A 14,993-nucleotide genomic window follows, 5' to 3' on the forward strand; every position below is an offset into this window, starting at 1 on the left:
TCGCTGGGTATTGTCGATGGCATGATGATCTTCGAGCACCCATAGCCCATCGAGGAGACGTTCATGAATGCCAGCAGGATTCTTCAGCAGTTGATGCAGCAAGCCGGGGGTGGCAAGTCGAGCTCGGGCGGTGGAGATCTCAAGGGGATTCTCGACGGCTTGTCACGCCAGTTGGGCGGTGGCCAGTCACGCGGTGGACAGTCCAGCGATGGCCAGTCACGCGGTGGTTCTCAAGGTGGTTCGGGTGTGGACGTCAAGAGCTTGCTGGGCGGCGGGGCGCTGGGCCTGCTGGTAGGCTCCAGGCGGGGTCGCAAGCTGGGCGGCAAGGCGTTGAAGTATGGTGCGCTGGCCGGTGTCGGGGCCCTGGCCTGGAAGGCCTGGCAGAACTCCCGCCAACAGGGCGAGGACGCAAGCCAGGCAGGGCAGCCGGTTGAGAGCCTGGCGGGCCAGGAGAGCGAACGGCGCAGCCTTGAACTGCTTCAGGCGATGATCTGGGCGGCGCGCGCCGATGGTCATATCGATGCCTCGGAGCAGGCACTGATCAGCGACCAGATCGACGCCCTGGGTGCCGATGCCGAGCTGCACCAGTGGGTGGAGCGCCAGCTCGCGGCGCCGCTGGACGCCGCCACCCTGGCGCGTGAGGCCGATTCTCCCCAGGCGGCCCGCGAGATCTACCTGGTCAGTGTCGCGGTGGTGGACGAGCAGAACCCCATGGAGCGTGCCTGGTTGGATCAGTTATCAGGGGCCCTTGGGCTTGAGCCGTCGATGGTCAAGGAACTCGAGCGCCAGGCCCGTGAGGCCGAGTGAGCCATGGACAACCTGGCGTTGTGGCAAAGTGTGACAGTGTGGCTGGCGACGGGTTTCGGCCTGGGGCACTTGCCCGTTGCATCGGGTACCTTTGGTTCGCTGCTGGGTATTCCGCTCGCCTGGTGGTTGCTCGGTCGCTCATGGCCGTGGCAAGCGGGCAGCGTGGCGCTCCTGCTGTTGATCGGTGTGCCGATCTGCGACGTGGGGGCTGAAGCGTTGGGGGGAGGCGATGTGCCGGCGGTGGTGGCCGATGAATTCCTGGCCTTCCCGCTGGCGGTGCTGGGCCTGGCGGCATTGCGCTCGCCTGTCGGCATGCTGCTGGCGTTCGTGGTCTACCGCTTCTTCGATATCACCAAGCTGCCACCGATCGATTCACTCGAAGCCATCGGTGGTGGGATTGGCATCATGCTCGATGACAGCATGGCCGCGATCTATAGCTGGCTGTTGCTCGCGGCCATACTGCTGGTGTGGCGCCGGCTGAGGCCGGCACTTCGCTAGGTGGTTCGCCCCCTGGCTCAGTCCGCGTTGAGGCGCTTGCCCACCGCGTCGATAAAGCCCTGCATGTCGACCAGGGTTTCGCTCTCGGGGTGGGTGGTCTTGCCCTTGAGGTCGCCGGTGATGACCCCATCGGCGACGGTGTCGATAAGCGCTGCCTTGAGGCGTGTCGAATAGTCGATCAGCGCCTGGTTGTGGTCGCGCTCACCGAGGGTTTCCAGGGCATTGGCCACAGCGTAGATCAGTGCCGAGGAGTTGAAGTGGGCCTTCTTGCCGCCGCTTTCCTGGTACGCCAGGTAGAGGTCGTGGGCGGTGCCGTGGGGCGCTTCGAACAGCATGGTGCCGCTTTGGCTCTCGATGATCGAGCTTGCCGTGGCAAGGCTGCCACCGAGGGCGGCCGAGATGTCGGAGAAGATGTCGCCATCGAGGTTCTGTGCCGGGTACAGGGCATTGCGCGGCGGGTCGGTGATCATCTTGATGAGCTGGCTGGAGGGCCGCATGATCATGAAGGAGGGCGGCGGCGTATCGGCCTTCGCGAGCTCGATGCGCACTTCGGTAATCACGTCGCTGAAGACGTCGTCGTAATCCATGTATTCGCGCTTGAGGCCGAAATAGACCTCCTTGCCCTTGCGTGAGGCGTCGCGGAAGACTTGACCGACCCAGTCCTTGATCGCCCGGCGGTCGTTGGACATCAAGAGAATCGGATCACCTTTCTTGACGTGCCTGGCATGCTTCTCTTCACCATCGACGACAATCTTGAGAATGCCATCTTCCTCGGCGGGCATGTTGTAGCTGCCGTACTGGTCGCCACCGCCGGCGCTCATGCGGGATAACGACACATGCGCCTTGCGGCTGGGGATGCCGTGCTGCTTGAGTTGCTCGACGAGCTTGTAGAGCTTGCGCCCGGTAGTGTTGTCCGGCACGCCCCACAGCGCTCGTTCGGGCGGATTGGCAACGATACGCGCCGCCTGGGCGTCGATCAGCTCGTAGTGATACGAGAGCCCCAGCGCCTCGAACTGCTCGCGGTAGTCGGTTTCGAAGATGCGCTCGATCGTGGCGCGCATGACTCCGTCGTAGCCGGCGATCACGGTGTCCTTGAGCCCCAGATAGACATCGCGGCGCTCGTCGATGGCACGCTGGAAGAAGCGGTGCGCCCAGGCCTTGACGTTGGCCAGGTCGTTGCTGGCAAGCAGCCAGGGGTCGCCCTTGCTGACCTCTCGACGGTGCAACTCCCGCGGGTCACCGCTGGCGCCGACGAACATCAGCTTGATCACCCCGGTGGCCGTGGAAAGGGCATTGAAACTGTCCTTGATGCCGCCTTGCTCCATGGTGTCGACCACGATGTCGCGGCCCACCCACTCGGGCGTCTTGACCTGAAGGTTGCGAAACTGGATGTCTTCGCGGGTGATATTGCCGCCAATGCCCTTGCGAATCGCCCCGTTGGGTGACTTGGTGGCCAGCGGGTGCAATGTCGCGCCATCGACTTCGGGATACTTGGCGAGCATTTCACCAAGCTGTGCGCGATTCACCGTCATACCGGCATTCTTGATGCCCACGCCATGTTGCTTGAGTGCTTCGATGGCATCGATCACCGACTGCCCGTTGGTGATCAGGCGATTTTCCGCGGAAAGATCGATTTCCACCAGGTCGATGTCCAGCGGGGAGGTCACGAAGGTGTCGAGAATCCGCTCGAAGGCCACCTGGGCCATTTCGTCGCCATGCAGGATGACCAATGGCGACGCTACCTTGATCTTGCTACTCATCGTATTCCCCCGGTTGTGACGGCGGCGCGCAAGCCACCATGAATCGCGCCTAGATTAAGCCGATGGCGGCTGGCGGGCAATCCACGCATCCTGTCCCTTCCGGTCTTCAATGCCCTTCCGGCGTGGTGGCCCAGCGTTCGTCGGGATGCACCTCGTTGGCTGGCAGCACCGGGTCATAGCCTTCGGCGCGCAGCGCCTCGATGACGTCGCGGGTATGGTCGCTGCCCAGGGTTTCCAGGGTAGCCTCGACCTCGGTGGCGCGCAGCGAAAGGTCGGTGAAGGTGCGCTGGTGGGCGATCTGGATCACGTTGGCGCGTTCACGGGCCAGAAGCTGGGTGAGTTCCGCCAGGGCCCCGGGGACATCGGGAATCGCCACGCGTACCCGCACGATGCGTCCGGAGCGTACCAGCCCACGCTGGATCACCGACGACAGCGCCAGCATGTCGATGTTGCCACCGCACAGGATCAACCCGACCCGGCGCCCCCGGTAGCGTTCGGGATCGGCCAGCACTGCGGCCAGGCCCGCAGCGCCGGCCCCTTCGGCCACGCTCTTCTCGATCTCGAGCAGCATCAGGATCGCCCGCTCGATCTCCGGTTCGTCCACCAGCACGATGTCACCCACCAGGTCGCGCACGATCGCCTGGGTCAACTTTCCAGGCTGCTTCACGGCGATGCCCTCGGCGAGGGTGGCCAGGCCACACTGGATCGGCTCGCCGGCCAATGCCTGCTGCATGGCGGGAAAGCGCTTGGTCTGGACACCGATCATCTCGATATCGGGCTTCAATGCCTTGGCGGCCACTGCGTTGCCACTGATCAGCCCGCCGCCGCCGATGGGTATCACCAGGCAGTCGAGATCCGGCACGTCCTCGAGCATCTCCAGGGCGATGGTGCCTTGGCCGGCGATGATGCGTTCATCGTCATAGGGGTGCACGAACACCAGGTCGTGGCGCGCGGCGAGCTCGAAGGCGTAGTCGCCCGCCTCGGCCACGCCATCGCCCACCAGGTGCACGTTGGCGCCCAGTGCACGGGTATTGCGCACCTTGAGGTTGGGGGTGTGGCGGGGCATCACGATCGTCGCGCGGATACCCAGCCGCTGGGCATGGTAGGCCACCGCCTGGGCGTGGTTCCCGGCTGACATGGCGATCACGCCTCGCGCGCGCTCTTGCGGGGAAAGCGAGAGCAGGTGGTTCAGTGCGCCGCGCTCCTTGAAGGCGGCGGTGAACTGGTGATTCTCGAACTTGATGTAGAGTTCGCAACCGGTGAGTTGGGAGAGGGTGTGCGAATGCAGGCAAGGGGTGCGTTCGACGTTTCCGTGGATCTGTGTGGCGGCATGACGAACGTCGGCAAGGGTCACGGTCATGGGAGGGGCGTCTCCTTGGGGCCCAGAATCAGTGGCTGAGTCAGCGGCAGGGTCAATGTCCGACGTGGTGCAGGCGGTGGGCCAGCGCGAACACGTGGGGATCGTCCACTCCGAGTTCTTGCAGGGCGCAGGCCAGGTTGATCAGGTAGTCGCGATTGGCGCCACTGGGCCCGTGGGCGTTGGCAATCTGCTCGGCGATGGCATCGAGAGGCGCCTCGCCGAGAAAGGCGGCGTTGTCGGACGTGGCAAGGTAGACCAGCCCTTCGGCGCTCTCGACCTTCTTGTCGTTTTCGGCAGTGGCGTCGCTTGCGGTGTCATCAAAGAACAGCCGGGTGACCTCGCGCAGGTAGCCGTTCTTCTCGCGAACATCCAGCGGGGCAAGCACGTCAGGGGTGATCCGGTAGGCCATGCCATGGCAGGTCGCACCGGGTTCGTGGAGCAAGGTGACGACTCGGCCGGGGGATTCAGGCGTGCCGCGATGGTCGTGGGAGCCTTGCCAGAAGCGCCGTACCCAACCATGGATATGCGCCGGTCGACGCTCCAGATAGGGGAAGTCGGCCTTCCAGATCAGTGAGCCATAGCCAAACAGCCAGATCTCATCGTGGCCATCGAAGTGGGTCATGCGCTGGTTCAGCAGGGTGGTGTCGGTGCTCATGTGGGTATGATGCGATGTCTGGCCTGGCTTGTCGAAGCTTATGGGGTCAATGCTGGTGAGCGGCTCGGGGAGCCAGTAAGCTGAACGCTGACTTCCGACAAGCTTCCTTCATATTTTCCCACATACATTCCTAGTACAAGGACCTCGATCCATGATGGTAATGATTCTCGGCCTGGCGATCTTCCTGGGGGTGCACTCGATACGCATCTTCGCCGATGACTGGCGAACCCGTCAGGTCCAGCAACGCGGCGAGACGGCCTGGAAACTCGGCTTTTCGGTGGTCTCGATCATCGGGCTGGCACTGGCGATCTGGGGATTTGGCCAGATGCGCCTGGACCCGGTCTGGGTCTGGCAGCCACCGGTGGCGCTACGCCACCTGGTGGCCTTGTTGATGATTCCGGCCTTCATCCTTCTGGTGGCGGCCTATGTGCCGGGTAATCATCTGAAGGCGCGTCTTGGCCACCCGATGATCCTGGCGGTCAAGGTCTGGGCGCTGGCCCACCTGCTTGCCAATGGACGCCTGGGTGATATCGTGTTCTTCGGCGCCTTCCTTGCGTGGGCGGTGCTCGATTTTCGCTCGGCGCGTCGTCGCCCCGCTGCGTCACCCGTCACTCCTCGCACCTCCAGCACGGTGATCACCGTGGCGGGCGGGCTTGTGGCCTACGTGGTCTTTGCCTTCTTCCTGCACCAGTGGGTGACCGGTGTGCCGGTGATGTAGGTCATTGTTGCTGGTCGAGTGGTGTCTTGACTGGTTGGCTTGATGCCGGTCAAGGCTGATAGGGCGGCAGTGTGCGATACAGGGGGGATGGCCACTGTCACCCGCCTTGGCCAGGCGACAATCGGAAGCCACCGCCATGCCTGCCATGATGAAAGCCGCGATCTTCGTCGAGCCCGGACGTATCGAGATCGAAGATAAGCCGATTCCCGAGATCGGCCCTAATGACGCGCTGATAAGGGTCACCACGACCACCATCTGCGGGACCGATGTGCACATCCTCAAGGGTGAGTATCCGGTCGAGAAGGGCCTGACCATCGGCCATGAACCGGTGGGCGTGATCGAGAAGCTCGGCGCCAATGTGCAGGGCTACCGCGAAGGGCAGCGCGTGATCGCAGGCGCGATCTGCCCCAGCTTCACTTCCTACGCCTGCCAGGATGGCTGCAGCGCCCAGGATGGCGGCCACCACCAGCACGGCTACAAGCCCATGGGGGGCTGGCGTTTCGGCAACACCATCGACGGTGCCCAGGCCGAGTATCTGCGCGTGCCCGATGCCCAGGCCAACCTGTCACCGGTTCCCGATGGTCTGAGCGATGAACAAGTGCTGATGTGCCCCGATATCATGTCCACGGGGTTCGCCGGAGCGGAGTCGGCGGGCATCAAGATCGGCGATATGGTGGCGGTCTTCGCCCAGGGACCGATCGGGCTGTGTGCCACTGCCGGTGCGCGGCTGCGCGGCGCCGGCCTGATCATCGCCGTGGATGGGGTCGAGGAGCGCCTGTCGATGGCACGCCAGATGGGCGCGGACATCACCCTGGATTTCCGCAAGGTGGATGTGGTCTCGGAAATTCTCAAGCTGACGGGCGGGCGTGGCGTGGATGTGTCCATCGAGGCGCTGGGTCTGCAGTCGACCTTCGAATCGGCACTGCGCGTGCTCAAGCCCGGTGGAACTCTCTCGAGTCTTGGCGTTTATTCAGGCGACCTGACCATTCCGCTGGGGGCCATCTGCGCCGGGCTTGGCGATCACCGTATCGTCACCTCGCTGTGCCCGGGCGGCAAGGAGCGCATGCGCCGGCTGATGCAGGTGATCGAGTCGGAGCGGCTGGACCTCGGGCCACTGGTCACCCATCGCTATGATCTGGAAAACATCGTGGAAGCCTACGAGCTGTTCTCCCATCAACGTGACGGGGTGCTCAAGGTGGCCATCAGTGCCTAGGTACCAACCGCACCGGGGGCTTGGTCGGGAAACGTGGTGTATCAGCGCCTGGTGATGTTCGTTGAAAGGCTGGCTTGGCGTATGTGAAGACGGTGCTACGCTTGATGGATCGGTAGTTGGCCGTCATCGAATGGTCATGCCGCTGTCACGTCAGGGCGCGATAAGGGGATGCGGCTGCAGAAATGTCAGCCATCGCGCTTCACTAATCACGGAGAACCGGTCATGTCGATTTCACGACGTCGCTTCCTTCAGGGCACACTCGCGGCAGGGGCAGCCGCCACGGTACCTTCCTTCTATATCAACAAGGCACTGGCCCAGGACCAGACCCTGCGTATCTACGCCTGGGCGGGCTACTTCAATGACAGGATGCTCGACGACTTCACCGAGAAGACCGGGATCCGCGCGACCTTCACTCCCTACGGTACCAACGACGAGCTGATGAACTCGCTGCGTGCCACCGATGGCACCGGCTTCGACGTGATCATGCCCACGGTCGATCGCGTGCCGGGTTATCTGGATTTCGACCTGGTTCAGCCGCTCGATGAGTCGCGCATCAACTGGGATGGCGCACTGGAAAGCGCGATTGAAGGCTCGCGTGTGGGGGGCGTGGTCGACGGCAAGCGCTACTTCGCACCCAGCGATTGGGGCACCGAGGCGATCACCTGGAATCGGCGCTTCGCCGATATCGACCGTGCCAACCTGAGCTACGCCGACCTCTGGAACCCGGACCATGGCCAGGGCGTGACCGTGCGCGGGCACTCGGCACTGGTGGGCATTGGCCTGTGGCTCGAGCGCGAGGGACGCCTGCCGTTCCCGATGCTCGACTCCTACAAGAACGAGGAGGCGATGCGCGCCAACTTCGATGTCATTCTCGAGGAGGCGGTCAAGCACAAGGGCATGCTGGCGCAGTTCTGGAATACCGAGAACGAGGCCCAGGCGGCCTTCCGCACCAACGGTGCGATCATCGGCCAGACCTGGGACAGCACGGCCTTCCGCCTGCAGCAGGAGGGCGAGGACATCGCCTACGGCGCACCGCGCGAAGGGGCACTGGCGTGGATGGAAGGCTTCGTGATTCCCAAGAACGCCCAGAACCCGGATGCCGTCTACGAGTTGATCAACTGGTACTACACCCCGGAAGCCGGCGCGATGTTCGTCGAGGCCACCGGTTACAACTCCACCTCCAAGGGCGCCACGGAACTGCTGCCCGAGGAGACCCGTCAGTTCTTCACCGATTCCTACAGCGAGGAAGATCTGGCCAACCTGTGGTGGTGGCCGATCCAGGAGCCGTGGTACGTGACCCTGCGCAACGAGTACCAGGATCGCTACCTGTCGGCCTGATAGAGGCCGTTTGCTGCTGACACGAGGTGACCATGGACGGAAGCGTCCGGCTCGACGAGGTGGTGATGCGTTTCGGCGACTTCACCGCCATCGACAAGACGACGCTCGAGATCGGCTCGGGGGAGTTCTTCAGCTTCCTTGGGCCCTCGGGCTGTGGCAAGACCACGCTACTCAATATCATCAGCGGTTTCCTGGTGCCCTCCGAAGGGCAGGTGTTCATCGGCGGCGAGCCGGTGGCCGGGGTGCCGGTGAACCGTCGGCCCACCGCGATGATCTTCCAGAACCTGGCGCTTTTCCCGCTGATGACGGTGTTCGAGAACATCGAATTCGGCCTGGAGGTGCGTGGGGTCGACAAGCGCAAGCGCCGCGAGGTCTCCGAGCGCTTGCTTTCGCTGGTGGCGCTCGAGGGCAGTGGATCGAAGAAGGTAACCGAGCTTTCCGGGGGCCAAAAGCAGCGTATCGCCATCGCGCGTGCCCTAGCGGTGGAGCCTCGCGTACTGCTGCTCGACGAGCCGCTCTCGGCACTTGACCTGAAGTTGCGCCAGCATATGCGTGCCGAACTCAAGGCGATCCAGCGCAAGACGGGCATCACCTTCATCTATATCACCCACGACCAGGGCGAGGCATTGACCATGTCCGACCGGGTGGCGGTGATGTCGGCCGGACGGATCCAGCAGGTGGCGGAGCCGCGCACCCTCTATCGTTCTCCGAAAACCGGGTTTGTGGCGGCGTTCGTCGGTGAGAACAACCGCATCGAGACGCGGGTGATCGACCGCGATGGCGCTTGCGTACGCCTGGATGGGGGCGCGCTTGGCCAGCTCGCCGGGCGCGCCGGTGAAGGCAGCACGCTTGCCAATGGAGAGGCGACGGCGCTGTTCGTGCGACCCGAGTACCTGCGTCCGGTGAGCGAGGCGGATGCTTGTCCCAAGTTCGCCGTGACCATCGAGGCGGTGCATTTCGAGGGCGCCTGGGTAATGCTCGAGACGCGGCTGGATGCCTCCGGTGAGTTGCTGCGCGTGCAGCTCGGCACCGAACTGTCGCGGCGGCATGTCGAGGAACTGGTGCCCGGCAAGTCGGTGTGGTTCGGCTATGACCCCGAGGATGCCGTGGTGCTGCCCGATGACGGCGGCCCGGTGGTCGATGAGGCGACCGGCGAGGTGGTCGAGGCGTCCCGGTCGGGAGCGGCGCATGTTTAGGCAGCTGCGGGCGCGTTTCGGTGGGCCGCTGGCGGCGTCGATCCTTGCCTTGCTTGGCATGTGGTTGATCGTGATGGTCACATTGCCGCAACTGCAGATGATCGAGTATTCGCTACGCCCCAACCTTCTGCCGGCGCAGATCGGCGGGCCCGAGGATCAACTGACGCTGGCCAACTACGTTACCCTGTTCAATAACGAGATTCACCGCGCGATCTTCTTCAAGACACTGTGGTCGAGCGTGCTGGTCACGCTGCTGACCCTGGCAGTGAGCTATCCGCTGGCCTGGTACCTGGCCAAGGTAGCCACACCTCGCCAGGCCGCGTTGTGTCTGCTGCTGCTGATCATCCCTTTCTGGATCAACGAGATACTGCGCACCTATTCGTGGTTCATCATCCTGGCGTTTCGCGGCCCGCTCAATGAGGTGCTGTTGATGCTGGGGTTGATCGATCGACCGATCCGCTTTCTGAACGGTGATGCCGGCGTGATGGTGGGCATGGTCTACGCCTATATCCTGTTCATGGTATTTCCGGTCTACAACGCCATTGAAAGCCTCGACGACAATCAGGTGCGGGCGGCCCGTGATCTGGGCGCCGGCACGGTTCGCACCCACTGGCGAATCGTCATTCCCCACGCCAAGCCTGGTATCGCCACTGGCTGCATCATGACCTTCATGCTGGCGGCCGGCAGCTATGCGGTGCCGGCGCTGCTCGGCTCGCCGGGTAGCCGCTGGTTCACTCAGATCATCTACAACTGGTTCTTCGAGGGCGGCAACTGGAACCAGGGCGCCGCCTACGCCTTCCTGCTGCTGGTGCTGTGCATCGGCTTCATGTCACTGGTGATGAAAGTATTCAAGGTTGGGTTGGGAGATATCGCCAAATGAGAGAAGCACTGCATAAATGTCTGCACGAAAGAATCGCGGCGTTGCGCGGTGCTAGGAATCCTCACATATACCCCATATGCTCCGGTTCCTGCGCTCCGTGCGCCTTGCGCTTCATTCCGTTCGCCTATTTATGCGAGAGCTTCTTCCAAAAGGAGGGGGCATGAGCTCGCAGCGACTGATGGCCTTCGGCCTGCGCTTCTATGTGGTGGTGTTCTTCGGCTACCTGTTCCTGCCGTTGATCATCATGGCGGCGGCGACCTTCAATGACAGCCGGTTTCCCACCGTCACGCCCTGGGGCGGCACCACGCTGCGCTGGTTCGGCGAGCTGGCGGCGGATGGCAGCATGTGGCAGGCGCTGGCCAATAGCGCCATCGTGGCGCTGGGGGTCCTGGTGGTGGCGGTGCCCATCGGCATCGCCACGGCGCTGTTCCTCAACACCGTGTCGAGCCGAGCCAAGCCATTCCTGTATGCGCTGATTCTCTCGCCGCTGCTCACCCCGGGGGTGATCATCGGTATCTCGACGCTGATCTTCTGGCGCCAGTTCGGCGTCAGCGGCGGCATCTTTCTCACCGTGCTTGGCCAGGCCACCTTCATCGCCGCCTACGTGATGTTGATGGTCACCGCGCGGCTGCAGCGTTTCGACCGCACCATGGAACGCGCCGCCCTGGATCTCGGGGCCAGCCAGTGGCAGATGTTCCGGCGCATCCTGCTGCCCTACCTCAAGCCGGCGATTCTCTCGGCGGCGGTGATCGCCTTCCTGCAATCCTTCGAGAACTACAACACCACGCTGTTCGTGGTTGGCTACGACACCACCCTGACGGTCTACATCGCCTCCAAGGTGCGTACCGGGCTGACGCCTGCGGTCAATGCGCTGGGGTTGATCCTGATACTTGTTACCGTGCTGCTGGCGGTGGTCTACGAAGTCAAGCGGCGTCGTGAACTGACCGCACAGGCGGCGGCCCGTGAAGTAGCTCGTGAAGCCTGAGGGGCTGGCGCCTCAGCTCACGCCGCTCACCAGCCCCATGACGCTGACCACGATCAGTACCCCGCCGAGTACCCGGAAATAGAGGTTCGTGCGGCTGGCGAGCATGTGCTGGTGGGCGCGCTCGCCCACCAGGTGGCCGACCAGGGCGCAGGGCAATAGCCACAGGTGGTGGATGAGTTGCAGGTCGACGCCGGCGATCACGAAGGAGACCATCTTGATCACCACCAGGATGAACCACAGCACGAAAAGGGTATCGCGCAACTGGTGAGTGGCGACGTGGGTGGCGAAGACCGCGACGATCAGCGGGGCACCGATCAGCGAGGTGCCGCTGACGTAGCCACCCAGTGCCAGCAACACCGCATCCACGTACCGGTTGTTGCTGCGAAAGGGCCTGTCGAGCACGTAGCCGATCGCATAGACCATCACGATCGCGAAGATGATGCTGGTCATCACGTTGCCCGGCAGGGTCAACAGGCCAACCACCCCGATCAGCTTGGGGATGATCATGATCTTCATCGCCTTGAGCAGATAGCCCCAGTCGATGTTGCTCTCGGCCGGCGTCCGACCGCCATTGTTAGCCACCAGTTGCCGGTGACCGTTCCAGGCGATCCAGCTGGAGAAGATCATCAGATGCACGGCGATGATCGGCAGGAACACCAGCGGATCATCGTGCACCAGCAGCAGGAAGGGCAGCGACAGCACGGCGCCGCCGAAGCCAAGGCTGGTGCGGACGAAGCCGCTCCAGACGAAGATGAGCCCGATCAGTACGAGCTGGGCGATCTCGAGATTGGCCATCAGGGCCCTCCGTTCCCGTAGCGAGTTGTCATGGCGGCGGTGCGCCCCATACACCGGTCAGCACTTCCAGGGCTTCGGCGATGACAGGTTCCTCACCGCGATCGCGGCGCCAGGCGAAGCCCAGCGCGCAGGGCAGGCGCACGCCCTCGGCGATCACCAGCCCGCGCTCCTGGCGTTCGGCCATGGCGAGTGCATCCCGCGCCAGGCTCAGCCCGACCCCGGCACGTACCAGGTCGAGCATGCAGGCTTCCTGATCCACCTGGGACACGCCGTTGGGGGTAACGCCCAGCGGGTCGAGTGCCCCATGCAGCAGGCGGTGGTGGGCGGAGTTCTCCGGCGTGGTGATCCACGGCAGGGCAGCGAGCTGTGCCCAGCCCGCGCCCGCCAGGCGGCTGCCCCAGCCGGCCGGGGCAATCACGTGGTAGTCGAAGTGCGTCAGTTCGCGGTGCGCGATCTCGGTGATACCCGGACCCTCGCCGGGCGGTGCCAGGAAGAAGCCGACGTCCAGCTCGCCACGATGTACCCACTCGAGCACGGTACCGCTCATGCCGTGATGCAGTTCGGTCTCGAGCTGGGGAGCACGCTCCACCAGGCGGTGCAGAAACGCTCCAAGACGAATGAATTCCGGATCGACGATGGTACCGATCTTTAGCCGCCCGCGCAGCGTGCTGTGAAGGGCGCGGGCATTCTGTTCGAAGGCGGCCATGGCGGCGAGTGCCTTCTCGGCGGCGGGCAGCAGAGCATGGCCATCGTCGGTCAGCGCCAGCCCCTGAGGGCGTCGGTGGAAAAGGGTCAGCCCCAATCCTTCCTGAAACAGCTTGAGCTTGAGGCTGACCGCGGGCTGGGTCAGATGCAATCTCTGTGCGGCGCGCGAGACGCTGCCCTCGCGTGCCACGGCCACGAAGGCTCGCAGGGTCTGCAGATCCTGCATGATGGCGTCCTCGGCAGTCAGTGATATCAGCAGAACTTATACGCTGGTTATGAATTACTCAATTGATCCTGGTGACGACAGGGCTAATCTAGGAGCCTATCGGGTTTGACCGAGCTTCGCAGTAGGTCAGTATTAAGCCCTCCAGTCCCCAGGCGCCATTGGGCTTCCCCCTGATGACAGAGCGGATTCCCCGAACAGCAAGCGTTGAGCCATTGACCCGACAACCACGACATGAGGCGAACATGAGCACCAACCACATCCAGCATTATATCAACGGACAAATGTCAGCCGGCGAATCCGGCCTGCAGCAAGCCGTCACCAACCCGGCCACCGGTCAGGTAACAGGCCAGGTGGCGCTGGCCTCCGAGAGCGATGTGGCAACTGCCGTGGCTGCCGCCCAGGCCGCCTTCCCGGCATGGGCTGATACTCCGCCCATTCGTCGTGCGCGGGTGATGTTCAAGTTCCTGCAGTTACTCAATGAGCACCAGGATGAACTGGCCCGGGCCATCACCCTCGAGCATGGCAAGGTGTTCACCGATGCCCAGGGCGAGGTCGCTCGTGGCATCGACATCGTCGAGTTCGCCTGTGGTATTCCACAACTGCTAAAGGGTGATTACACCGAGCAGGTCAGTACCGGTATCGACAACTGGACCATGCGCCAGCCGCTCGGTGTAGTCGCGGGGATCACACCGTTCAACTTCCCGGCCATGGTGCCGATGTGGATGTTTCCCATCGCCATCGCCACCGGCAACACCTTCATTCTCAAGCCGAGCCCGCTGGACCCCAGCGCCTCGTTGCTGATTGCCGACCTGCTCAAGCAGGCCGGTCTGCCGGATGGCGTGTTCAATGTGGTACAGGGCGACAAGGAATCGGTGGAAGCGTTGATCGATCATCCCGAGGTCAGGGCGCTCTCCTTCGTTGGCTCCACGCCGATTGCCAACCTGATCTACGAGCGCGGAGCTCGCCACGGCAAGCGCGTCCAGGCGCTGGGCGGGGCCAAGAACCACATGGTGGTGATGCCCGATGCCGACCTCGACAAGGCTGTCGATGCGCTGATCGGGGCCGCCTACGGCAGTGCCGGTGAGCGCTGCATGGCGATCAGTGTGGCGGTGCTGGTGGGGGATGTGGCCGACAAGATCGTGCCGCGTCTGGCCGACCGGGCGCGTAGCCTCAAGGTCAAGAACGGCCTGGAGCTGGATGCCGAGATGGGCCCGATCGTCACTGCGCAGGCGCATCAGCGGATCACCGGCTATATCGAGAAAGGGGTCGCCGAAGGGGCCGAACTCGTCGTCGATGGCCGTTGTTTCGACGCCACCAGCGCCGGCGACGAGTGTGCGGAAGGTTTCTGGATGGGCGGCTCGCTGTTCGACAACGTCACCCCGGAGATGACCATCTACAAGGAGGAGATCTTCGGCCCGGTGCTGGCCTGTGTCCGGGTGCCCGACATCGCCACGGCCATCCAGTTGATCAACGACCATGAATTCGGCAATGGCGTGAGTTGCTTCACCGAGAGTGGCAGCGTGGCCCGCGAGTTCGGGCGGCGTATTCAGGTGGGCATGGTGGGCATCAATGTGCCGATCCCGGTGCCCATGGCCTGGCACGGCTTTGGCGGCTGGAAGCGTTCGATGTTCGGCGATACCCACGCCTACGGCGAGGAAGGGGTCCGCTTCTATACCAAGCAGAAGTCGATCATGCAGCGCTGGTCCGACTCCATCCATGGCGGCTCCGAGTTCGCCATGCCGACCCACAAGTAATGCTGCCGATCATTGAATGAGCGAGAGGCGCCGGGGACGACCTGAAGAGGAGGTCCTATGCCAGGGATGGCATAGGTAGCGCCCAGGGAGGGGTTCACAGCGC

General features: G+C 63.4%; 14 protein-coding genes. 9 read left to right on the plus strand and 5 right to left on the minus strand.

Annotated elements, in window-relative coordinates:
- Positions 1-63 precede the first annotated feature (63 nt).
- Both C6V82_RS03010 and C6V82_RS03015 read left to right on the plus strand, forming a co-directional pair.
- A complete protein-coding gene (locus C6V82_RS03010; RefSeq protein WP_102589397.1) occupies positions 64-807 on the plus strand; it encodes a tellurite resistance TerB family protein in 744 nt (247 codons plus the stop codon).
- A 3-nt stretch (positions 808-810) separates the two neighbouring features.
- Positions 811-1,305: a phosphatidylglycerophosphatase A family protein gene (locus C6V82_RS03015; protein ID WP_180978343.1), complete on the plus strand. Its 495-nt coding sequence runs from the start codon at positions 811-813 to the stop codon at positions 1,303-1,305.
- A 17-nt stretch (positions 1,306-1,322) separates the two neighbouring features.
- On the opposite strand, the gene C6V82_RS03020 is transcribed toward C6V82_RS03015, so the two are convergent.
- The 3 genes from C6V82_RS03020 to C6V82_RS03030 form a co-directional block, all read right to left on the minus strand.
- Positions 1,323-3,065, minus strand: a complete 1,743-nt coding sequence (locus tag C6V82_RS03020) for an isocitrate/isopropylmalate family dehydrogenase (protein WP_102589398.1) — start codon at positions 3,063-3,065, stop codon at positions 1,323-1,325.
- 106 nt (positions 3,066-3,171) lie between these two features.
- The gene (locus C6V82_RS03025) at positions 3,172-4,425 is read right to left on the minus strand and encodes a threonine ammonia-lyase (protein ID WP_102589399.1); all 1,254 of its coding nucleotides are present in this window, start codon (positions 4,423-4,425) and stop codon (positions 3,172-3,174) included.
- 52 nt (positions 4,426-4,477) lie between these two features.
- Positions 4,478-5,080 (minus strand): gamma-glutamylcyclotransferase, encoded by a 603-nt coding sequence (locus tag C6V82_RS03030; RefSeq protein WP_102589400.1) that lies wholly within the window; start codon positions 5,078-5,080, stop codon positions 4,478-4,480.
- A 151-nt stretch (positions 5,081-5,231) separates the two neighbouring features.
- On the opposite strand from C6V82_RS03030, the gene C6V82_RS03035 reads away from it, so the two are divergent.
- From C6V82_RS03035 to C6V82_RS03060, 6 genes are all read left to right on the plus strand, one after another.
- The gene (locus C6V82_RS03035; RefSeq protein WP_102589401.1) at positions 5,232-5,798 is read left to right on the plus strand and encodes an NnrU family protein; all 567 of its coding nucleotides are present in this window, start codon (positions 5,232-5,234) and stop codon (positions 5,796-5,798) included.
- 136 nt (positions 5,799-5,934) lie between these two features.
- Positions 5,935-7,011, plus strand: coding sequence for an NAD(P)-dependent alcohol dehydrogenase (locus C6V82_RS03040; RefSeq protein WP_102589402.1), 1,077 nt, complete (start codon positions 5,935-5,937; stop codon positions 7,009-7,011).
- A 222-nt stretch (positions 7,012-7,233) separates the two neighbouring features.
- On the plus strand, positions 7,234-8,349 hold the full coding sequence (locus C6V82_RS03045) for an extracellular solute-binding protein (RefSeq protein ID WP_102589403.1): 1,116 nt from the start codon (positions 7,234-7,236) through the stop codon (positions 8,347-8,349).
- A gap of 32 nt (positions 8,350-8,381) precedes the next feature.
- Complete coding sequence (locus tag C6V82_RS03050; protein ID WP_102589404.1) at positions 8,382-9,545, plus strand: ABC transporter ATP-binding protein; 1,164 nt, start codon at positions 8,382-8,384, stop codon at positions 9,543-9,545.
- Positions 9,538-10,425 (plus strand): ABC transporter permease, encoded by an 888-nt coding sequence (locus C6V82_RS03055; RefSeq protein ID WP_102589405.1) that lies wholly within the window; start codon positions 9,538-9,540, stop codon positions 10,423-10,425. Before C6V82_RS03050 ends, C6V82_RS03055 begins: the two co-directional genes overlap by 8 nt.
- A gap of 160 nt (positions 10,426-10,585) precedes the next feature.
- A complete protein-coding gene (locus C6V82_RS03060) occupies positions 10,586-11,410 on the plus strand; it encodes an ABC transporter permease (RefSeq protein ID WP_102589406.1) in 825 nt (274 codons plus the stop codon).
- A gap of 12 nt (positions 11,411-11,422) precedes the next feature.
- Here the strand turns inward: C6V82_RS03060 and C6V82_RS03065 are convergent, their stop codons facing one another.
- The gene (locus C6V82_RS03065) at positions 11,423-12,205 is read right to left on the minus strand and encodes a sulfite exporter TauE/SafE family protein (RefSeq protein ID WP_102589407.1); all 783 of its coding nucleotides are present in this window, start codon (positions 12,203-12,205) and stop codon (positions 11,423-11,425) included.
- A gap of 28 nt (positions 12,206-12,233) precedes the next feature.
- Entirely contained in the window at positions 12,234-13,136 is a 903-nt protein-coding gene (locus tag C6V82_RS03070; protein ID WP_102589408.1) for a LysR family transcriptional regulator, read from the minus strand.
- 242 nt (positions 13,137-13,378) lie between these two features.
- On the opposite strand from C6V82_RS03070, the gene C6V82_RS03075 reads away from it, so the two are divergent.
- Positions 13,379-14,890 (plus strand): CoA-acylating methylmalonate-semialdehyde dehydrogenase, encoded by a 1,512-nt coding sequence (locus C6V82_RS03075; protein WP_102589409.1) that lies wholly within the window; start codon positions 13,379-13,381, stop codon positions 14,888-14,890.
- The last annotated feature ends 103 nt before the right edge of the window (positions 14,891-14,993 follow it).

The sequence above is a fragment of the Halomonas urumqiensis genome (assembly GCF_003028575.1).
GTDB lineage: Bacteria > Pseudomonadota > Gammaproteobacteria > Pseudomonadales > Halomonadaceae > Halomonas > Halomonas urumqiensis.